The organism is Mycolicibacterium bacteremicum, from assembly GCF_002086115.1.
Lineage (GTDB): Bacteria > Actinomycetota > Actinomycetes > Mycobacteriales > Mycobacteriaceae > Mycobacterium > Mycobacterium bacteremicum.
In genome coordinates this window covers 90,704-111,167 of sequence record NZ_MVHJ01000015.1, presented here as the reverse complement: position 1 = coordinate 111,167, position 20,464 = coordinate 90,704, and the positions used below count along the sequence as shown (strand labels likewise).

The following is a 20,464-nucleotide window of genomic DNA, read 5'->3' as shown; positions in this document are numbered from 1 at the left end:
GTTCAGTGGAACTGACCCTCTTCGGTCGAACCGGCCAGCGCGGTGGTCGAGCTGGTCGGGTCCACGGTGGTGGCGATCTTGTCGAAGTAGCCGGCACCGACCTCGCGCTGGTGCTTGGTGGCGGTGTAACCGCGCTCCTCGGCGGCGAACTCGCGCTCCTGCAGCTCGACGTAGGCCTTCATCTGCTCACGGGCGTAGCCGTGGGCCAGGTCGAACATCGAGTAGTTCAGGGCGTGGAAGCCGGCCAGCGTGATGAACTGGAACTTGAAGCCCATCGCGCCCAGCTCGCGCTGGAACTTGGCGATGGTGTCGTCGTCGAGGTGCTGCTTCCAGTTGAACGACGGCGAGCAGTTGTAGGACAGCATCTGGTCCGGGAACTCGCTCTTGACGCCCTCGGCGAACTTCTTGGCCAGCTCGAGGTCCGGGGTGCCGGTCTCCATCCAGATCAGGTCGGCGTACGGCGCGTAGGCCTTGGCGCGGGCGATGCACGGCTCCAGGCCGTTCTTCACGCGGTAGAAGCCCTCGGCGGTGCGGTCACCGGTGATGAACGGCTGATCGCGCTCGTCGACATCGGAGGTGATCAGGGTGGCGGCCTCGGCATCGGTGCGGGCGATGACCAGGGTGGGAACGTCAGCCACGTCAGCCGCGAGGCGGGCCGAGGTCAGGGTGCGGATGTGCTGCTGGGTCGGGATCAGCACCTTGCCACCGAGGTGGCCGCACTTCTTCTCCGAAGCCAGCTGGTCCTCCCAGTGCGAACCGGCGACACCGGCCGCGATCATGGCCTTCTGCAGCTCGTAGACGTTGAGCGCGCCACCGAAACCGGCCTCGCCGTCGGCGACGATCGGGGCCAGCCAGTTCTCCACCGAGCGATCACCCTCCACCTTGGCGATCTGGTCGGCGCGCATCAGCGCGTTGTTGATGCGACGGACGACCTGCGGCACCGAGTTGGCCGGGTAGAGGCTCTGGTCGGGGTAGGTGTGGCCGGACAGGTTCGCGTCACCGGCGACCTGCCAACCCGACAGGTAGATGGCCTTGAGGCCGGCACGGACCTGCTGGACGGCCTGGTTACCGGTCAGCGCGCCCAGCGCGTTGACGTAGTCGAGTTCGTGCAGCTGGTCCCACAGCACCTCGGCGCCGCGGCGGGCCAGGGTGTTCTCCTCGACGACGGTGCCCTGCAGCGCGACGACGTCGGCGGGGGTGTAGGTGCGGGTGATGCCCTTCCAGCGGGGGTTGTGGTCCCAATCGTGCTGGATCTGCTCCGGGCTCTTCGGCGTGCCAACGGTGGACATGGCTGCTCCCTAATCGATGTGGCAATCGGTTTTTTGTTAACGCTGCAGCGGTTTCGCTGAGCTGATAAACCGAGGATGCCTCATCACATATCCGCAGGTCCACCCGTTTAACTTGCCAACTTTCTCCAACCCGTCATGCCAAGTTGTTAAGTTTGCAAATCATGTCGAGTGCTTTACCGGTTCAGAACTTACTGGCCGGTAGCCGGTTTGCGCTGGTCAGTACGCCCGTACTGTTAAAACTCGGCGATCACCGCGGGAAGATCGCCGCGACCGCTTTTGTCTCGTCGCCGACGGCATATGTGAGCGTTGTAACAGTCCGGTCGGCGAGCTCGGCGCCGAATTTGTCGGTCGAACCGGCCGGGTAGGTGTGCCTGATGATCTCCAGGTCGTCGCCGAGTGCCACCGGCAGATCGTGCTCGATGGTCACCCGCAGGGGGCGCTGCACCAGATCCGGGCGCGTTCCCAGGAAGTCCTCGACGACGCTCCAGTACACCGAGTTGTTCATGTGGTCGAAGATGTCGATATCGCTGACCCGCACCGGGTAGCGGCGGATCTCCTCGGCGTCGTCGCGGGCACCGGCGCTCAGGTAGGCCTTCCAGCGCAGCCGGTTGACGTCGGTGGTGCGTTGCAACCCGGCCAGGAAGTCATCGGAGATACGGGCCGGCCCCTGGGTCTCGCGGTTGATGTTGATCCAGAAGGCCTCGGATTCCATCAGTCCGCCACGGCGTCCGTCGATCCGGACCCGCATCTCACACCAGCGGTTCGATGTTCCCGAACACCACCGCCGCAACCGCAGCGTGTCCTTGAACTCGATCGGCTCGACCAGATCGACCATGGTGCGGCGGACGATCCACAGCGGATGGGTCTCCTCATAACCCATCTCACGCAATTGATCCGAGCCGATGTCCTGGATGTGCCGGGTGGCCGCGTCGAATTTGAGCCTGCCGGTCCGGTCCACATCGGCGACGCGCAACGGCCACTGCGTGTCGAACACGTCGGGGTGCGGATCGGGTACGGGCATCATCGTCTTGGCCAAGCCGGTCATGGTTCCAATATGGTCTGCGAAGAATGCAAAGCCAACCTTTGCAACGGTCATTACCCTGGACAGGTGGCCAAGACCTTCGTCGGATCCCGGGTTCGGCAGCTCCGCCGGGAACGCGGCTTCAGCCAGGCCGCCCTGGCGCAGATGCTCGACATCTCCCCCAGCTACCTCAACCAGATCGAGCATGACGTCCGGCCCCTGACCGTGTCGGTGCTGCTGCGCATCACCGAGGTGTTCGGCGTGGACGCCGGCTTCTTCGCCTCCCAGGACGACACCCGGCTGGTTGCCGAACTGCGCGAGGTCACCCTGGACCGCGATCTCGACATCGACATCGACCCGGCCGAGCTCGCCGACGTCGTCAGCGCCCATCCCGCCATCGCCCGGGCCATGGTCAGCCTGCACCAGCGCTATCGGCTCACCACCACCCAGCTGGCCGCCGCCACCGAGGGCCGGTTCAGTGCATCCGAGTCCGGCTCCGGTGCCATCACCATGCCGCACGAAGAGGTGCGCGACTATTTCTACCAACGTCAGAACTATCTGCACGAACTCGACACCGCCGCAGAGGATCTCACCATCCGGATGCGCATGCACCGGGCCGAGCTGACCCGCGAGCTGTCCGACCGGCTGACCCGGGTCCACGGGGTGCGCATCGTGCGGCGCATCGACCTGGGCGAGGGTGTGCTGCACCGCTTCGACCCGCAGACCCGGACCCTGGAGGTCGGCGGGCACCTGTCCAGCGGCCAGTTCGTCTTCAAGCTGGCCGCCGAACTGGGATTGCTGGAGTTCGGCGACCTGGTCGACAAACTGGTCGACGACGGCCACTTCACCAGCGACGAGTCCCGCACGCTGGCCCGGCTGGGCCTGGCCAACTATTTCGCCGCCGCAATCGTGTTGCCCTACCGGCAATTTCACGAGATCGCCGGATCCTTCCGCTATGACGTCGAGCGGCTCTCGGCGTTCTACGCGGTGTCCTACGAGACCATCGCGCACCGACTGTCCACCCTGCAACGGCCCGACATGCGCGGGGTGCCGCTGTCCTTCGTGCGGGTGGACCGGGCCGGCAACATGTCGAAGCGCCAGTCCGCGACCGGTTTCCACTTCTCCTCCAGCGGCGGCACCTGCCCGCTGTGGAACGTCTACGAGACCTTCGCCAACCCCGGCAAGATCCTGGTGCAGATCGCCCAGATGCCCGACGGCCGCAACTACATGTGGGTGGCCCGCACCGTGGAGCGCCGCGCGGCGCGCTACGGCCAGCCCGGCAAGACGTTCGCGATCGGGCTGGGCTGCGAGCTGCGCCACGCGCACCGGCTGGTCTACTCCGAGGGGCTGGATCTGGCCGGTGACCCCAACATCTCGGCCACCCCGATCGGTGCGGGCTGCCGGGTCTGCGAGCGCGACAACTGCCCGCAGCGGGCCTTCCCCGCACTGGGCAAGGCGCTCGACCTCGACGAGCACCGCAGCACGGTGTCCCCGTATCTGGTGCGCAGTACCTAGACTCGGGTCCGTGAGCGCCGACACCGCCCCTGCCCGTATCCCGCCCGGCGGATTCCGTGAGCTCGGCCCGTTGAACTGGGCCATCGCCAAGGCGGGCGCCCGCGGTATCCGGGCCCCCAAGTTCCACCTGTTCAACGTGCTGGGCCAGCACCGGCTGCTGTTCCTGGCCTGGCTGCCGTTCTCGGGCTACCTGCTCTACGCGGGCAAGCTGGACCGCAAGGATGCCGAACTGGTGATCCTGCGGGTGGGGCACCTGCGTAACTGCGAGTACGAGCTGCAGCAGCACCGTCGGCTGGCGCGCAGCCGCGGCCTCAAGGCCGATATCCAGGCGGCCATCTTCGAGGGTCCCGACGCCGAGGGACTGGCCCCGCATCAGCGGGTGCTCATCACCGCCACCGACGAGTTCGTCGTCACCCGGTCCATGTCGGCCGAGACCTGGACCGCGCTGTCCAAGCTCTACAACCGCGCCCAGATCATCGAATTCTGCACGCTGGCAGGCCAATACGATGCACTGGCCGCCACCATGGAGACGCTGCGGATCCCGCTGGACTTCCCGGACTGAGCTCTCAGCACAGGGCGCCCGAGGCCACCACCCGGTCGCCACCGAGCGCCTTGGCCTCGTACATCGCCCGGTCCGCGGCCGGGATGACCTCGTGCAGACCCGACCCGGGTTCGGTGCAGACCGCGACCCCGATGCTGACGGTGACGGGCGGTTCGGCCTGCGCGGCGACCGCGGCCCGGATCCGTTCGGCCAACCCCACGACCTGGTCCGCCGAGATGCGATCGACCACCAGGAACTCCTCGCCGCCCCAGCGCACCACCACCGCGTGCGGGCAGACGCTCGCGCGGATGCGCCGCGCGGTGCGGATCAGCACCTCGTCGCCGACCGCGTGCCCGAGATTGTCGTTGACGCTCTTGAACCCGTCGACGTCGATCAGCAGGGCGCACAGGTCGGTGCCCGCGGCCGCGCCCTCGTTGAGCCGGCGCACCGCGACATCGACACCGCGCCGGTTGGTCAGCTCGGTCAGCGGATCGGTCAGCGACTGGATGGAGCTGCCCTGCAGCAGCCAGAACCCGAACTGCAGGGCGGGCAGGATGAACACCGTGACGGCCAGCGCGATGACCGCCCGCGAGACGGCCACCTGCAGCCCGTGCTCGGAGGTGTCGATCACCATCCACACCGCGATGCCGACGACCGACACCACGCACCACAGGATGTGCGCGAGGTGCAGCCGCGGGCCGTGGAAGAACACCACGTAACCACCGGCGCAGAGCAGGATCGGGATGCCCGACATGGCCAGGTTGGGGTCGCCGAACAGCAGCGCCGACAGCGTCATGATCACATCGACGTAGACGACCAGCACGGCCGAGGCCCGGGCGGTCGGCCAGGGGCGCAGGGCCCAGCGCGCCGCCCAGGCCAGCGAACCGACCGACACCACCGCCCAGCCCAGCCGGATCAGCGGGCTGTCGTTGACCGGCGGGAGGAACGCGTTCACCGCGGCGAGCAGCCCCATGACCGCGCCGATGCCCGCGATCAGCTGCCGCAGGACGGGCAGCAACCCCCGGTTGCGCAGGAACTCGATTCGCCACTGGTAGTCGTCACGCTGGCGCCACCACTGAAGGAGCAGGTCACTGCGTCCCCCGTCGCCCACACCGACATTCTTGCAAATTCGCTACCCGGCGTCCCGGAACTGGTCGACAGCTACAGATAGGTGACGGCCAGCACCGTCAGCGTCAGCAGCACCGGCGCGACCGGCACCGACCAGAGGAATGCCGTGCGAACCTGATCCTTGCGCTGGTAGGCCCGCCAACCCAGCAGCGAGACACCGGCGGCCAGGACCGCGATGACCCCGGACACGACCAGCACCCAGAACGCGACGTCGCTGGTGTTGATCGCCAGCGAGATCGCGACCAGCCACAGCATGTGGCCGATCACCAGACCGCCGATGGCGGCGACGATCACTGCCCGGGTCGGCACGCGCTACCCGTCAGAAGTTGATCATGTGGCCGGCCAGGCCGTGGATGGCTTCCTGCAGCGCCTCGGACAGCGTCGGGTGGGTGTGCACGTTGCGGGTCAGCTCATTGACCGTGAGATCCCACTTCTGGGCCAGCGTCAGCTCCGGCAGCAGCTCGGAGACGTCCGGACCGATCAGGTGCCCGCCCAGCAGCTCGCCGTACTTGGTGTCGGCGATCAGCTTGACGAAGCCGGTCGGGTCGGCCAGGCCGTGCGCCTTGCCGTTGGCGGTGAAGGGGAACTTGGCCACCTTCACGTCGTAGCCCTCGTCGCGGGCCTGCTCTTCGGTGAGGCCGAAGCTGGCCACCTGCGGCTGGCAGAACGTGGCGCGCGGCATCATCCGGTAGTCACCCAGCGTCAGCGTCTCGGCGTCACCGATGGTCTCGGCGGCGACCACGCCCTGCGCCTCGGCGACGTGGGCGAGCTGCAACTTGCTGGTGACATCGCCGATCGCGTAGATGTGCGGCACGCTGGTGCGCATGTGGTCGTCGATGTCGATGGCCTTGCGCTCGGTCAGCGCGACCCCGGTGTTCTCCAGGCCGTAGCCCTCGATGTTGGGGGCGAAGCCGATGGCCTGCAGGACCTTGTCGGCCTTGAGCTCGTCGGTCTTACCGTCCTTGCTCACCGTGACGGTGACCTCGCTACCGGAATCCTCGATCGATTCGACCTTGGTGCCGGTCAGGATCTTCACGCCCAGCTTCTTGTACTGCTTCTCGATCTCCTTGGAGACCTCGGCATCCTCGTTGGGCAGCGCACGCGGCAGGAACTCGACGATGGTGACGTCGACGCCGTAGTTCTTCATCACGTAGGCGAACTCCATGCCGATGGCACCGGCGCCGGCGATGATGATCGACCCGGGCAGCTCGCGGGTCATGATCTGCTTCTCGTAGGTGACGACGTTCTCGCTCAACGAGGTGCCCGGCACCAGGCGCACCGACGAGCCGGTGGCGATGATGGCGTTGTCGAAGGTGACCTTTTCGGTGCCGCCCTCGTTCAGGTCGACCGTGATCGAGTTGGCGTCGTCGAATTTGCCGTAGCCGTGGATCTCGGTGATCTTGTTCTTCTTCATCAGGAAGTGCACGCCGGCGACGCGACCGTCGGCGACCTTGCGGCTACGGTCGAAGGCGGCTCCGAAATCGAAGCTGGCCTCCCCGGAGATGCCGAAGGTCTTGGCCTCCTTGTGGAAGATGTGGGCCAGTTCGGCGTTGCGCAGCAGCGCCTTCGAAGGGATGCACCCGACGTTCAGGCAGACGCCGCCCCAGTACTTGGGTTCGATGATCGCGGTGTTGAGGCCGAGTTGGGCAGCGCGGATGGCCGCCACGTATCCGCCGGGGCCGGCTCCGAGTACGACGACGTCATAGTGGGTCACGGACACCACCTTATCTCCGGTGGCACGACGGGCCGGATGGCGACCGCGATTGGGCGCGGGGCAAGATGGGTACGCCCAGTCGAGCAAAAACCCATCCGGGTGTCCGGCTGTTCCGAATACCTTTAGATGTGTCGCTCCTCGACCAGGAAGGCGAGCTTGATGCCGAAGAATATGACCCCACATTTCGAGGATGTGCAGGCGCATTACGACTTGTCAGATGAGTTTTTCAAGTTGTTCCTCGACCCCACCCAGACCTACAGCTGCGCTTACTTCGAGCGCGACGGCATGACGCTGGAAGAGGCCCAGTACGCCAAGATCGACCTCGCTCTCGGCAAACTCGGCCTCCAACCAGGCATGACGCTGCTCGACATCGGCTGCGGCTGGGGCGCCACGATGCGCCGAGCGGTGGAGAAGTACGACGTCAACGTCGTGGGGCTGACCCTGTCCAAGAATCAGGCCGCCCACGTGCAGAAGCGCTTCGACGAGATGGACTCCGCCCGCGACCGTCGGGTGCTGCTGCAGGGCTGGGAGCAGTTCAGCGAACCCGTCGACCGCATCGTGTCCATCGGCGCCTTCGAGCACTTCGGATTCGACCGCTACCGCGACTTCTTCCGGATGACCTATGAGGCGTTGCCCGATGACGGCGTGATGCTGCTGCACAGCATCTGCAACTACAGCCGCGAGGCCGCCGAGGCCAAGGGGCTGCCGCTGACGATGGAGGGCATCCGCTTCGCGAAGTTCATCGCCGAGGAGATCTTCCCGGGTGGTCGGCTGCCGTCGATCGACATGGTCAAGGACTACGCGACCGAGGGCGGCTTCACCCTCACCCGTGAGCATTCCCTGCAGCCGCACTACGCCATCACGTTGGACCGGTGGGCCGAGGCGCTGGAGGCCCGGCGCGCCGAAGCCATCGAGATCCAGTCCCAGGAGGTCTACGACCGGTACATGAAGTACCTCGTCGGCTGCGCCAACCTGTTCCGCAACGGCCAGATCGACGTCGTGCAGTTCACCCTGGCGAAGGGCGCGCAAGGCTGATCGTCCGGTCGGCCACCGGGGCGAGCAGGTCCGGGTCGTGACTGACCAGGACCACCGCCGCGCCGGCGGCGGCGATCTCGCGCAGTAGGGCCGCCACCGCGGCCGCGGCGATCGGATCCAGCATCGATGTGGGCTCGTCACACAGCACGACGCCCGCGGCCTGGGCCAGCACCCGGGCCAGACAGGCCCGCTGCAGCTGCCCATCGCTGACCTGCCCGGGGTAGCGGGCCAGCAGATCCGGATCCAGCCCCACCCGGGTGCCGAGCCCGTCGACACCGGCCGACGCCCCGCGGATGGTCGCCGGTTCGGCGATGATCTGGCGCAACGTCCAGCGTGGATTGCAGACCAGCCGGGGATGCTGGGCCAGCAGCGCCACGGCCCCCTTGCCCGGTACCGGTTCCGTCCCGTAGCGCACCCGGCCGGCGTCGGGTTGCTGCAATCCGGCCAGCACCCGCAGCAAGGTCGTCTTGCCGCTGCCCGAGGGGCCGCCCACCCCGGAAATCGCGCCGGCAGGGGCCTCCAGGTCGACGGCGTCGAGCACCGTCCGGCTACCGAAACGCACCGTGATCTGTTGCGCGCAAACATCACTCATGCCAGCAGCGCCTCGACGTAGGGGTCCGCGCTGCGCTGCGCCGCACCGAACGGCCACCGGCCGAGCACCGCACCGCGCCGCATCACCGCGATATCGGCGCACACCGCCGCCCGCCGCAGCGACGGCACATCGTGGGTGATCACCAGCACGCCGGCCCCGGCCTCGGCCGCCGCCCCGAGCAGCCGCCAGATGTGCGCGGCGTTGGCCGGGTCCAACGCCGAGGTCGGCTCGTCGGCCAGCAGCAGTCGCGGGCGGCCTGCCAGTGCCGCGGCGATCGCGGCGCGCTGGGCCATCCCGCCGGACAGTTCGAACGGGTAGCGGTGCAGCGCGTCCGACGGCAGCGCGACCGTCTCGCACAGACGTTCCGGAGACCGGTCGGCGCCCAGCCGCGCGCAGATCTCGGCGAGCTGGGACCCCAGCGTGCGGACCGGGGTGAACGAGGTCGCCGCCGATTGCGGCACCACACCGATGTGCCTGCCGCGTAGCAGGCGCCAGCGCTTCTCGTCGGCGTGACCCAGCTCGACACCGCCGACCGACACCCGGCCGGTGACCGTCGACCCGGGCGGCAGCAGCCCGGCCAGCGCCGCGGCCACCAGGGACTTGCCACAGCCGGACTCGCCGACCAACGCGGTCACCGCACCGGCCGGCACGTCCAGGTCGACGGCGTCGAGCACCCGGACCCGGTCGGCGCCGCGGCCCCGGCGGATCGCGATGTCGACCGTCAGGCCGGACAGTCCGGCCGCCCGGCCGTTCACCACACCTGCCCCACCGGAGGACGGTGCCGGTTGCGTGCGCCGGCACCGACGGCGGCGAAGGCCAGGGCGGTGCCGACCAACGCGGCGGCCGGCACCGCCAACGTCCACCACGCCCCGGTCAGGATGTCACCGCGGGCCTGGCTGAGCAGGGTGCCGAGGCTGGCCCGGTCCGGGGACAACCCGACACCCAGGAAGGACAGCGTCGACTCATGCCAGACCGCGTGCGGGAGCAGCAGCACCATCGCGACCAATGCCTGGCCGGTGACCGCGGGGATCAGATGCCGTCGCGCGACGAACCACCGCGACGCGCCGGCCAACCGCGAGGTCTGCACCCAGCCGGCGTCGGCCACCGCGAGCAGTTCGGCGCGCACCACCCGGGCCACCGCGGGCCAGTGGGTCAGCGCGATGGAGGCGATGATCGCCAGCGGCGCCCCGCGCCACATGGCGGCGATGACGATGCCGACGACCAGGTGCGGCAGCGCGTTGAACCCGTCGACCAACCGCATCACCACCGCGTCGAACCAGCCGCCGAGCGTCGCCGCGACAACCCCGATCAGCAGTCCCAGCAGGGTGGCCACCACCGCGCACACCGCCGCGATCAGCAGCGACACCCGCAGACCCTCGGCGGTGCGGACCAGCAGGTCGTACCCGAAGTGATCGGTCCCCGCCGGGTGCGCCGCGCCCGGCGGGCGCAACGCGGCGGAGAAGTCGGCCACCTGCTCACCGGCGAGCAGCGGGATGACCAGCGCGGCCAGCGCGATGCTCGCCAGCGTGATCGACGGCCACTTCATCGACATGCTGCGCTCACGCTCGCATCCGGACCCGTGGATCGATCGCGACCGCAGCCGCGTCGGACAGCGCCGACCCGGCCAGCACCGCCAGTGCGGCACCGACCGTCAGCGCCGCGAGTAACGGAAAGTCCAGTGCGGCAGCAGATTCCACCAATACCGCGGCCATCCCCGGCCATCCGAACACGGTCTCCACCACCGCCGCGCCGGCGATGAGTTCGGGCAGCCGGGTGCCCAGCAGCGCCAGCGTGGGCAGCACCGACACCGGCGCCACGTGCCCTCGCAGCAGCGCCACGGAGTGCACCCCGCGTGCCCGCGCCGCACGCACCGCATCGGATTGCACGCCTGCCACCACCGCGGTGCGCGTGGTCAGCAGCAACCAGGGGAGCTGGGAGACGGTCAGCGCCACCCACGGCAGCACCGCGTACGGGAGCATGCCGGTCTCGGTGTACTCGGCCCCGGGCGCCACCGCCCCCGCGGCGGGCAGCCAGCGCAGGCCGATCGCGAAGATCAGCACCAGCGCCATCGCCACCACGAACGGCGGGACGGCGGCGAACACGACCGCGAGCCCGGTGCACAGCCGGTCCACCCACCCGCCGCGGCGCATGCCGGCGACACAGCCCAGCAGGATCGCCAAGACGGTGGCCGTCACCAGCGCCGCCCCGGAGAGCACCAGCGTGAACGGCAGGCGTTCGGCCAGCACCGTGGTGACGGGCAGGGACTGCGTGGAGGAGAAGCCCAGATCACCGCGGGCCACCCCGCCGATCCACTGCCACCAGGCCTGCCACCACGGGACGTCGGTGCCGTAGGCCTCGCGCATCGCCGCCCGCTGCGATTCGGTGGCGAACTGGTAGTTTCCGCCCAGCCGGCCGGCCAGTGGATCGAACGGCGAGCGCGCGGCCACCCAGAACATCGCCGCCGAGATGGCGACGGTCAGCGGTAGCGCGATCGCGGCGCGGACGCCGAGCAACCGCACCGCGGCCGGGCGGCTCATCGTCGCCAGGATGCGACGGCCCACCACGGTCCCCAACCGACTCCGTGGGAGTGCGGTTCCAGGATCGGCGCGCTCTGGCGCCAACCGAGGTCGCGGTAGGCGTAGGCGTGGTTGAGGAAGACCAGGAACACCTGCGACGGGGCGGCGGCATAGCTGGTCTGGACCTCGCGGTACAGCGCATCCTTGGCCGCACCCGAGGGTGCGGCGGCCGCCCGCGTCAGCAGATCGTCGAGCCCCGGCGCGGTGAAGTTCCCCGGGTTGGCGTACGGCGACGAGTCCGGCACCCGGGTGTGCAGGGTGTCGTGGACCTGCAGATCGATGCTGTAGGGCGTCGCCCCACCGCCGAGCACGACGGCGGCGTCGCCGAACCGGGTGTCGATCTCGTCCCAGCTGCTGCCCCGCGGGCGCACCTCGATGCCCAGCGGTGTCATCGCCGCCGCATACGCCACCGCCAGGTCGCGCCGCAGCGTGTCCTGGGCGTTGTAGAGCACCTCGAATCGGGCCTTTGCGCCGTTCTTCTCGCGAACACCATCGGTGCCGGTCCGCCAGCCGGCGCCGTCCAGCAGCGCGGCGGCGCGGTCGGGGTCGAAGTCGAATTCGGCGTCCGGGTTGTGGGCGGCGCCGTAGACCCCGGCCACCGGCGTGCTGGCCGCGCGCCCGTAACCGGCCAGCACGTCGCGCACCAGCGCCCCGCGGTCGATGCCGATGTTCATCGCCAGCCGGGCCGCGACGTCCGCGGTGAACGGGTTGCCCGCAGGCAGCGCGATACCGCGCCAGTCCGCGGACTGCACGCCCACCGTCTGGATGCCGTCGCGCCGGATCGAGTCGAGCAGCCGCGGCGGCAGGTTCGTCCCGTCGGCCGCCCCCGAGACCATCGCCTGTGCGCGCGCGTTGTCGTCGGGGGTGTAGCGGTAGACCACCCTCTTCACCTGCGCCGGCGCACCCCAGTAGTCGTCGCGGGCGACCATCACGGCCTGATCGGGTCGCAGACTCTCCAGGCGGTAGGGCCCGGTGCCGACCGGCTCGGTGTTGACGGCCCAGTCCGCGGCGGGTCCGCTCTCGACCTTCTCGGTGGGCAGGATGCCCAGTAGCAGGTACGGCCGCGGGTCGGCGGCGGTGTTCAGTTCGACGGTCACCGCGGACGGCCCGTCGGCCGCCAGGTTCACGATCGGTGCGATCGAGGTCGAGATCTGGGATGCCACCGCCGGGTCACGGACCGCCCGGTAGGTCGCCACGACATCGGCCGAGTCCAGGGCGCTGCCGTCGGAGAACCGCACCCCGGCCCGCAGCGGCACCCGCCACCGGTTCTCACCGAGCGGCTCGGGCGGGGCGTCGGCGAGCGCCGGGGTCAGGTCGGGCAGCACGTCGTCGACATCGGCAGCGGGCCGGTAGAGGCCGTCATAGAGCGGCGAGACACCGGTTTCGGCGTAGCCGTCGACCGGGTTGTAGCCGCCGAGTTCGTATCCGTCGGACAAGACGATCTGATCGGTGGCGGCCCCTGGCGCGGCACTGCTGCAGCCGGCGAGCAGGACAGCGCAGAGCACGGTCGCCGGCACCTTCATGTGTCCATCTGAACACATGAAGGGCAAAAGTTCAGCGCATGAGTCCCGGCACCGGGCAGGCCTCCGCGGCCTCGGCCACGATGCGGGTCTGCTCGTCGGCGGGGCGCTCCCCCGCCTCGTAGCGGGCCCCGGTGATCGGTGGCCGCGTCGCGAGCTCGGTGAGCTCGTCGTCGGTGAACACCCGTCCCCGGCTCAGGAACCGTTTGCCCTCCGGAGATTCCAGGCTGAACCCGCTGCCGCGGCCGGGCACCACGTCGATGATCAGCTGGGTGTGCTTCCAGACGTCGAACTGCGGACCGGAGATCCACACCGGTACCCCGGCGCCGACATCGAGGACGGCGAGCAGGATGTCACGGTCGCCGACGATGAAGTCGCCGTCGGGATAGCACATCGGCGACGAACCGTCGCAGCATCCACCGGACTGGTGGAACATCAACGCGCCGTGCTGGTTCTGCAAGGTGCGCAGCAGATCTGCGGCCGGCGCGGTGATCAGGGCTCGGCTGGTCATGTGCCAAGGCTACGCGCACGGTATGAATGTCTGTGTGACTTCTGCCGACTCCTCCGCGGACCCCTTCCTGTGGCTCGAAGACGTCACCGGCGACGAGGCGCTGGACTGGGTGCGCAGGCACAACGAACCCACCCTGGCCGAACTGCGTGACGAGCAGTTCGAGACCATGCGCACCGAGGCGCTCGACGTCCTCGACACCGATGCACGCATCCCCTATGTGCGCCGGCGCGGCGAATACCTCTACAACTTCTGGCGCGACGAGGCCAATCCGCGCGGACTGTGGCGACGCACCACGCTGGCGAGCTATCGCACCGAGAACCCGGACTGGGACGTGGTCATCGACGTCGATGCGCTGGCGGCCGCCGATGACACCAACTGGGTGTGGGCGGGCGCCGACGTCATCGAGCCGGACCACTCGCTGGCCCTGATCAGCCTGTCCCGGGGCGGGGCCGACGCCGCGGTGGTGCGCGAATTCGACATGCGCACACGCGAATTCGTCGTCGGCGGCTTCGAACTGGCGGAAGCCAAGACGCAGATCAGCTGGGCCGACGAGAACACCGTGCTGGTCGGCACCGACTTCGGCGAGGGGTCACTGACCGACTCCGGGTACGCCCGGCAGGTCAAGCGGTGGCGGCGCGGCACGCCGCTGGCCGATGCCGAGCAGGTGTTTGCCGGCGACCAGACCGATGTCATCGTCGCCGCCTCGGTGGACCGCACCCCCGGTCACGAACGGACCTTGATCAGCCGCGCGGTCGACTTCTTCAACGACGAGATCTACGAGTTGCGCGGCGCGGAACTGGTGCGCATCGACGCACCGACCGACGCATCGGTGTCGGTGCACCACAACTGGTTGCTCATCGAGCTGCGCACCGACTGGGACGACTATCGGGCAGGCTCGCTGCTGGCCGCGGACTACGCCGAGTTCACCTCCGGGACAAAGAATCTCACTGTCGTTTTCGAGCCGGACGCGCGGACCAGCCTGCACCAGTACTCCTGGACCCGGGACAAGCTGGTCGTCGTCACGCTGGTCGACGTGGCCAGCCGGGTACAGATCGTCACCCCGGGAACATGGACCTCGTCCGACCTGGCGGGGGTTCCACCCAACACCAACACGGTGATCGCCGGGGCCGACTCACACGGTGACGAGATCTTCCTGGACTCCAGCGGTTTCGTCACACCGTCAACGCTGTTGCACGGTACGGCGGACGGGCCGGTCAGCCCGATCAAGCAGGCGCCCGCCTTCTTCGATGCCGACAGCATCGAGGTGAGCCAACATTTCGCCACCTCGGCCGACGGGACCTCGATCCCCTACTTCGTGGTGGGACGCCCGGGCGCGAGCGGGCCGACCCTGCTCGGCGGGTACGGCGGCTTCGAGGTGTCGCGCACCCCCGGGTATGACGGTGTGCTCGGCCGACTGTGGCTGGCGCGCGGCGGCACCTACGTGTTGGCCAACATCCGCGGCGGCGGCGAATACGGGCCGGGCTGGCACACCCAGGCCATGCGCGCGGGCCGGCATCTGGTCGACGAGGATTTCGCCGCGGTGGCAAGCGATCTGGTGCAGCGCGGGGTGACGACGGTGGAGCGGTTGGGCGCCCAGGGCGGCAGCAACGGCGGACTGCTGATGGGCATCATGCTGACCCGCTATCCGGACCGTTTCGGCGCCCTGGTGTGCAGCGTGCCGCTGTTGGACATGAAGCGTTTCCACCTGCTGCTCGCGGGCGCATCCTGGGTGGCCGAGTACGGCAACCCCGACGACCCGGCGGATTGGGAGTTCATCTCGAAATATTCTCCCTACCAGAACATCTCGACCGACCGCGAGTACCCGCCCATTCTGATCACCACCTCCACGCGTGATGACCGGGTACACCCGGGGCATGCCCGCAAGATGACGGCGGCGCTCGAAGAGGCCGGGCACCCGGTGAGCTACTACGAGAACATCGAAGGCGGTCACGGCGGCGCGGCGGACAACTCCCAGGCGGCGTTCCGCTCCGCGTTGATCTACCGCTACCTGTGGCAGACGCTGGGCGGCTAGATGTCCGGCTTCACGGTGTTCAAGCGGTATCTGCTCATCCAGGGCATGACGCTGGTGTGCGGCATCGTCGGGCCGATCTTTTTGTTCGTCTATTTCGCGACACAGCCCGACGCCACGATCAAGTGGATGTACTGGGCCGGGCTGTTCGTCACCGTCGCCGACATCCTCATCGCCCTGGCGATCACGGCGGCGACCACCCGCCGCCCTGACGCATAAAGCATCCACCAAACGCAGTGCTTCCGTAGGCTGCATCTCATGAGCCGCCTTTCGAGCGTCGACGCAGCGTTCTGGTTCGCCGAGACCAACGGTTGGCACATGCACATCGGCGCGTGCGCGATCTGCGACCCCTCCGACGCACCGGATTTCACCTTCGAACGCGTCCGCGACCTGGTCGCCAGCCGGTTGCCGGAGCTGCCACAGCTGCGCTGGCGGGTGACGGGCTCTCCGATGGGGCTGGACCGGCCGTGGTTCGTGGAGGACGACGACCTCGACATCGATTTCCACATCCGGCGTATCGCGGTGCCGGCGCCCGGTGGGCGCAAGGAGTTCGACGAACTCGCCGGACGGCTGATGTCCTACAAGCTGGACCGCTCCAAGCCGCTGTGGGAACTGTGGTGGATCGAGGGTCTGCGCGACGGCCGGGTGGCCATCATCACCAAGATGCATCACGCCGTGGTCGACGGTGTCTCCGGCGCCGGGCTCACCGAGATCCTCTTCGATGTCACCCCCGAACCGCGCCCGCCCGCCGTGGATGTGGATCGATCCCTGGTCGGCAGGTCCCTGCCGCGGCCCGAGGTGCGATTGGTCAACGGTCTGATCAACCTCGGCGTGAAGACGCCCTACCGGATCGCCCGGCTCCTGGAGCAGACGGTGCGCCAGCAGATCGCGGTGCGCAACATCGACAACAAGCCGCCGCGGTATTTCGATTCGCCGACAGTCCGCTTCAACGCCCCGATCTCCCAACACCGGCGGGTCGCCGGCGCGCGGGTACCGCTGAACCGGGTCAAGGCGGTGAAGGAGGCGTTCGGGGTCAAGCTCAACGACGTGGTCCTGGCCCTGGTATCCGGGGCGATGCGCGACTACCTCAAGGAGCGAGGCGAATTACCCGACAAGTCGCTGGTGTCCCAGGTGCCGGTGTCCACCCGGTCCGAGGCGGACAACGCGGTGGGCAACCAGGTTTCGGCGATGACGGTCGTTCTGGCCAGCGATATCGCCGACCCGGCCGAGCGCATCAAGGCGATCTACGGTTACACCCAGGGCGCCAAGGAGATGGCCAAGGCGCTGACGGCGAACCAGATCATGGGCTACACCGAGACGACGCCGCCCGGTCTGCTGGCGTTGGCCTCGCGCGCCTATGCCGCCAGCGGGATCGGCAGTTCGATCGCACCGATGAACGTGGTGATCAGCAATGTGCCCGGGCCGGGATTCCCGCTGTACCTGGCGGGCGCGAAGGTGGAGAGCCTGATGCCGCTCGGACCGCTGCTGTTCGACGTGGCGCTCAACGTGACGTGCTTCAGCTATTGCGACTCGGTCGATTTCGGGTTCATCACCACACCCGAGGTGGCCGCGGACATCCACAAGATGGCCGACCTGATCGAGCCCGCGCTGTACGACCTGGAGGTGGCCGCCGGGCTGGCCGACACGCAACCCGGCAAGCGGGTCAGGACACGCGGACGCCGATAGCGCGTCAGCGCTTCCGGGTGACCGGCACGTCCTCGTGACGTGACCCCAGCCCACTGAGCAGCGACACGATCACGCCGATGATCACCACACCGCCGCTGATGGTCAACGTGAGATTGAGCCAGACGTGCATGCTGTCGATGGCGTGTTGCACCATCACATCGGCGATCTCGCGGATGTTGCCGGTGGTCCGGTTCAACGCGTCGTCGACGTGGCGCCGGCCGATCTCGATGCCCGCCCAGCCGGCGGCGCCGACCAGCAGACCCGAAACGCCCAGCGCACCGAACATCTTGCCGCGCCGCCGCGACGCCGCCAGGGTCAGCAGCGCGAACACCCCGGTCAGGACCGCCACCCCGATGCTGGCCCACGGACCCCACAGCGCCACCGGCCGTAGTTGCCCGGGCCGCAATCCGCCGGACTCGTTCTCGGTGATGGGCACCTGCAGCCCGGCCGGGGCCTGAACACCGAAATCGTTGAGCGTCTGGCGAATCGAGCTGTCCTCGAGCATCGGGGTCAGATCCACCACCCACTGCCCCTGGGCGTCGTTGGTGAACAACCAGCGGTGCGCCACCCGGTTCACCGCGGAGAACTGGCCGGGGAACACCTCGCTGGCGGTATACGCGCCGGCGGCGGCACCGATCAGGGTGGCCTGCGTTCCCGACGTCCCGGTGGCGGCGGTGATCTCATCGGTCAACTCGGCGGCCATCGCCTGTTGCAGGGCGGGATCGCGCGCCGCGGATGCGGCCAGGTCGGCGTATCCGTCGACGCTGACGATGTTCTGCTGGGCCCACAGCGCGGGCAGCGTGATCACCAACAGCGCCGTCGTCAGCAGCCAGAGCAGGGCGGCCAGCAGAGAACGCATGCCGCCCCTTTCCTGCTCAGTCCGATAACGCGCGTCCCACGATCAGCGGATCGGGCCGACCGACCACGTCGTAGTCCTTGTTGTCGTAGTCGAACTTACTCAGCACATGGCGCATCGCGTTGATCCGGGCGCGTTTCTTGTCGTTGCTCTTCACCACGGTCCACGGCGCGGTCTCGGTGTCGGTCCAGGCGAACATGTCCTCCTTGGCCGCGGTGTAGTCGTCCCACTTGTCCAGTGAGGCCAGGTCGGTCGGCGAGAGCTTCCACTGCCGTACCGGGTCGACCTGCCGAATGGTGAACCGGGTGCGCTGCTCGTTCTGGGTCACCGAGAACCACAGCTTGGTCAGGCTGATGCCGTCGTTGACCAGCATCTGCTCGAACAGCGGGGCCTGCCGGATGAACTCCGCGTGCTGTTTGGACGTGCAGTACCCCATCACCCGTTCCACGCCGGCCCGGTTGTACCAGGACCGGTCGAACATCACGATCTCGCCGGCGTGCGGCAGGTGGTAGACGTAGCGCTGGAAGTACCACTGGGTCCGTTCCTTCTCGGTCGGCTTCTCCAGCGCGACCACCCGCGCCCCGCGCGGGTTGAGATGCTCCATGAACCGCTTGATGGTGCCGCCCTTGCCTGCGGCGTCGCGACCCTCGAAGACGATCACGTGCCGCAGGCCGTTGGCCTGGCTCCACTTCTGCAGCTTGAGCAGTTCGATCTGCAGCAGCCGCTTCTGCTCCTCGTACTCGCTGCGCGGCATCCGCTCGTCGTACGGGTAGTTCTCCCGCCAGGTGTCGACGACATCGCCGCCGGGCAACAGCAACAGTTCGGGATCGTCGTCGTCATCGTCGCGGACGGCGTAGCCGGAGGAATCCAGGGTCACCGGCCGAAGCTATCCACCCGGGCGTACAGAACGGTGACGCCCGGGTGAACAGCCGGGGTGCTTACTTGGCCTCGCGCCGGGGCCGCGACAGGGCCATCTTGGTCATCATCTTGTTCATCCGCGCCAGCGCCTTGAGCGAGTTGTTGTAGTAGTTGCCGCCGGCGCCTACCGAGGTCCGCGGCACGACCACGGTCTCCTGGCGGCAGTACTTGCGCACCCCGTCGACCCCGCCGAACCGGGCACCGATACCCGAGGTCTTCCAGCCACCCATCGGGGCGGTGGTGCACATCAGGTTGGAGATCACGTCATTGATGTTGACCGCTCCGCAATCCAGTTGCAGCGCAATGTCCTTGGCGCGCTCGACGTCCTTGGAGAAGACCGCCGCGCTGAGCCCGTAGGGGCTGTCGTTGGCCAACCGGACGGCCTCGCCGACCGAGGACACCTTCATGATGGGCAGCGTCGGACCGAAGGTCTCCTCGGTCATACACGCCATCGAGTGGTCGACGTCGACCAGCACGGTCGGCGGGTAGAAGCTGCCCTTACCCTCGCCGCGCTTGCCGCCGGTGAGCGCCTTGGCACCCTTGGCCAGGGCATCGTCGACATGCTTGGCCGTCACCGCCACCTGGGACTCGTCGATCAGCGCGCCGAAATCGTGCCCCTCGCCGGCCCCCACCTTCAGCTTGTTGACGGCCTGCACCACCGCATTGACGAACTGGTCGTAGACGGGCTCGAGCACGTAGACCCGTTCCACCGAGACGCAGGTCTGCCCGGCGTTGAACATCGCGCCCCACACCGCGGCGTTGGCCGCCAGCGCGATGTCGGCGTCCTCCAGCACGATCATCGGATCCTTGCCGCCCAGTTCCAGGCTCACCGGGGTGAGCCGGCGCGCGGCGCGCTCCATCACCTTCACACCCGTGGCGCTGGACCCGGTGAACTGGATGTAGTCGGAGTTGTCGATGACGGCCTCGGAGACCTCACGCGCGCCCTGGGCCAGCGCGAGCACCTCGGGCGCACCGGAGTCCAGCCAGCCGCGCAGCAGCACCTCGGCGGTCAGCGGGGTGCGCTCGGACGGCTTGAGCAGCACGGCGGCACCGGCGGCCAGCGCGCCGATGGCGTCCATCATCGCGTTGGCGACCGGATAGTTCCACGGGGCGATGATCCCGACGACGGCGCGCGGCCGGTAGTGCACGGCGATCTTCTTGATCGACAGGAAGGGCAGCGGTGCAGGCCTGCTGTCCGGCGCCATCGCCTTCTCGACGGTCTTGATGTAGTACGACAGGATCATGATCAACAGCGGCACCTCTTGGGCCGCGTCGGTCGCCGACTTGCCGGTCTCGGCGATCAGCAGTCGTTCGATCTCGTCGCGGTGTTCGCCGAGCCACACGGCGTAGCGGGCGAGCACCTTGGCCCGCCCCTTGGCGCCGCGCGCTTCCCATTCCTTCTGGGCTTCGCGCAGGCCGGCGGCGATCTGGGGGACATCGGCGGCGTTGGTCCACCGCACCTCACCGGCGACCTCGCCGGTTGCTGGATTCAGGATGGTCGACACGTCGGAACGGTCTGCGGTTGCGGTCATA

The 20,464-nt window shown here is 68.3% G+C and carries 20 protein-coding genes; 6 read left to right on the top strand and 14 right to left on the bottom strand.

The annotated features are described in order from the left end of the window. Positions 1 to 2 precede the first annotated feature (2 nt). Entirely contained in the window at positions 3 to 1,289 is a 1,287-nt protein-coding gene (aceA, locus tag BST17_RS18430) for an isocitrate lyase (RefSeq protein WP_083060340.1), read from the bottom strand. 247 nt (positions 1,290 to 1,536) lie between these two features. Next, a complete protein-coding gene (locus BST17_RS18425) occupies positions 1,537 to 2,334 on the bottom strand; it encodes an acyl-[acyl-carrier-protein] thioesterase (RefSeq protein WP_109750197.1) in 798 nt (265 codons plus the stop codon). A gap of 63 nt (positions 2,335 to 2,397) precedes the next feature. Here BST17_RS18425 and ramB point away from each other — a divergent pair, with 63 nt between their 5' ends. Further along, the gene (ramB, locus tag BST17_RS18420) at positions 2,398 to 3,825 is read left to right on the top strand and encodes an acetate metabolism transcriptional regulator RamB (RefSeq protein WP_083060338.1); all 1,428 of its coding nucleotides are present in this window, start codon (positions 2,398 to 2,400) and stop codon (positions 3,823 to 3,825) included. A 10-nt stretch (positions 3,826 to 3,835) separates the two neighbouring features. Next, positions 3,836 to 4,387 (top strand): carboxymuconolactone decarboxylase family protein, encoded by a 552-nt coding sequence (locus tag BST17_RS18415; protein WP_083060337.1) that lies wholly within the window; start codon positions 3,836 to 3,838, stop codon positions 4,385 to 4,387. Between the two features lie 4 nt (positions 4,388 to 4,391). Here the strand turns inward: BST17_RS18415 and BST17_RS18410 are convergent, their stop codons facing one another. From BST17_RS18410 to lpdA, 3 genes are read right to left on the bottom strand one after another with little or no spacing between them, the layout of a single operon-like run. Then, entirely contained in the window at positions 4,392 to 5,477 is a 1,086-nt protein-coding gene (locus BST17_RS18410) for a GGDEF domain-containing protein (RefSeq protein ID WP_083060336.1), read from the bottom strand. A 50-nt stretch (positions 5,478 to 5,527) separates the two neighbouring features. After that, the gene (locus tag BST17_RS18405) at positions 5,528 to 5,803 is read right to left on the bottom strand and encodes a hypothetical protein (RefSeq protein WP_407937754.1); all 276 of its coding nucleotides are present in this window, start codon (positions 5,801 to 5,803) and stop codon (positions 5,528 to 5,530) included. Positions 5,804 to 5,813: 10 nt separating this feature from the next. After that, positions 5,814 to 7,208 (bottom strand): dihydrolipoyl dehydrogenase, encoded by a 1,395-nt coding sequence (gene lpdA, locus BST17_RS18400; protein ID WP_083060359.1) that lies wholly within the window; start codon positions 7,206 to 7,208, stop codon positions 5,814 to 5,816. 159 nt (positions 7,209 to 7,367) lie between these two features. Here lpdA and BST17_RS18395 point away from each other — a divergent pair, with 159 nt between their 5' ends. Further along, positions 7,368 to 8,243: a cyclopropane mycolic acid synthase family methyltransferase gene (locus tag BST17_RS18395; protein ID WP_083060335.1), complete on the top strand. Its 876-nt coding sequence runs from the start codon at positions 7,368 to 7,370 to the stop codon at positions 8,241 to 8,243. Here BST17_RS18395 and BST17_RS18390 read toward each other — a convergent pair. Genes BST17_RS18390 through BST17_RS18365 form a run of 6 tightly spaced genes read right to left on the bottom strand, consistent with a single transcriptional unit; the run spans position 8,215 to position 13,442 of the window. Further along, a complete protein-coding gene (locus BST17_RS18390; protein WP_083060334.1) occupies positions 8,215 to 8,835 on the bottom strand; it encodes an ATP-binding cassette domain-containing protein in 621 nt (206 codons plus the stop codon). The genes BST17_RS18395 and BST17_RS18390 overlap by 29 nt on opposite strands. Further along, on the bottom strand, positions 8,832 to 9,593 hold the full coding sequence (locus BST17_RS18385; protein WP_083060333.1) for an ATP-binding cassette domain-containing protein: 762 nt from the start codon (positions 9,591 to 9,593) through the stop codon (positions 8,832 to 8,834). Before BST17_RS18385 ends, BST17_RS18390 begins: the two co-directional genes overlap by 4 nt. Next, the gene (locus BST17_RS18380) at positions 9,587 to 10,387 is read right to left on the bottom strand and encodes an ABC transporter permease (RefSeq protein WP_083060332.1); all 801 of its coding nucleotides are present in this window, start codon (positions 10,385 to 10,387) and stop codon (positions 9,587 to 9,589) included. The genes BST17_RS18385 and BST17_RS18380 overlap by 7 nt, the downstream gene beginning before the upstream one ends. A gap of 7 nt (positions 10,388 to 10,394) precedes the next feature. Continuing rightward, positions 10,395 to 11,372, bottom strand: coding sequence for an ABC transporter permease (locus BST17_RS18375; protein ID WP_109750198.1), 978 nt, complete (start codon positions 11,370 to 11,372; stop codon positions 10,395 to 10,397). Beyond that, the gene (locus tag BST17_RS18370; RefSeq protein ID WP_165762298.1) at positions 11,369 to 12,934 is read right to left on the bottom strand and encodes an ABC transporter substrate-binding protein; all 1,566 of its coding nucleotides are present in this window, start codon (positions 12,932 to 12,934) and stop codon (positions 11,369 to 11,371) included. Before BST17_RS18370 ends, BST17_RS18375 begins: the two co-directional genes overlap by 4 nt. A gap of 31 nt (positions 12,935 to 12,965) precedes the next feature. Then, the gene (locus BST17_RS18365) at positions 12,966 to 13,442 is read right to left on the bottom strand and encodes a DUF779 domain-containing protein (protein WP_083060329.1); all 477 of its coding nucleotides are present in this window, start codon (positions 13,440 to 13,442) and stop codon (positions 12,966 to 12,968) included. A gap of 22 nt (positions 13,443 to 13,464) precedes the next feature. Here BST17_RS18365 and BST17_RS18360 point away from each other — a divergent pair, with 22 nt between their 5' ends. Genes BST17_RS18360 through BST17_RS18350 form a run of 3 tightly spaced genes read left to right on the top strand, consistent with a single transcriptional unit; the run spans position 13,465 to position 17,157 of the window. Continuing rightward, on the top strand, positions 13,465 to 15,474 hold the full coding sequence (locus tag BST17_RS18360) for a prolyl oligopeptidase family serine peptidase (protein WP_083060328.1): 2,010 nt from the start codon (positions 13,465 to 13,467) through the stop codon (positions 15,472 to 15,474). Next, positions 15,475 to 15,690, top strand: coding sequence for a hypothetical protein (locus BST17_RS18355; RefSeq protein WP_083060327.1), 216 nt, complete (start codon positions 15,475 to 15,477; stop codon positions 15,688 to 15,690). 39 nt (positions 15,691 to 15,729) lie between these two features. Further along, entirely contained in the window at positions 15,730 to 17,157 is a 1,428-nt protein-coding gene (locus BST17_RS18350) for a WS/DGAT/MGAT family O-acyltransferase (RefSeq protein WP_083060326.1), read from the top strand. Positions 17,158 to 17,161: 4 nt separating this feature from the next. Here the strand turns inward: BST17_RS18350 and BST17_RS18345 are convergent, their stop codons facing one another. From BST17_RS18345 to BST17_RS18335, 3 genes are all read right to left on the bottom strand, one after another. Next, the gene (locus tag BST17_RS18345) at positions 17,162 to 18,016 is read right to left on the bottom strand and encodes a hypothetical protein (protein ID WP_083060325.1); all 855 of its coding nucleotides are present in this window, start codon (positions 18,014 to 18,016) and stop codon (positions 17,162 to 17,164) included. Between the two features lie 16 nt (positions 18,017 to 18,032). Continuing rightward, positions 18,033 to 18,890, bottom strand: a complete 858-nt coding sequence (gene ppk2, locus BST17_RS18340) for a polyphosphate kinase 2 (protein WP_083060324.1) — start codon at positions 18,888 to 18,890, stop codon at positions 18,033 to 18,035. Between the two features lie 61 nt (positions 18,891 to 18,951). Continuing rightward, positions 18,952 to 20,463: an aldehyde dehydrogenase family protein gene (locus tag BST17_RS18335; RefSeq protein WP_083060323.1), complete on the bottom strand. Its 1,512-nt coding sequence runs from the start codon at positions 20,461 to 20,463 to the stop codon at positions 18,952 to 18,954. Position 20,464: the final 1 nt, after the last annotated feature.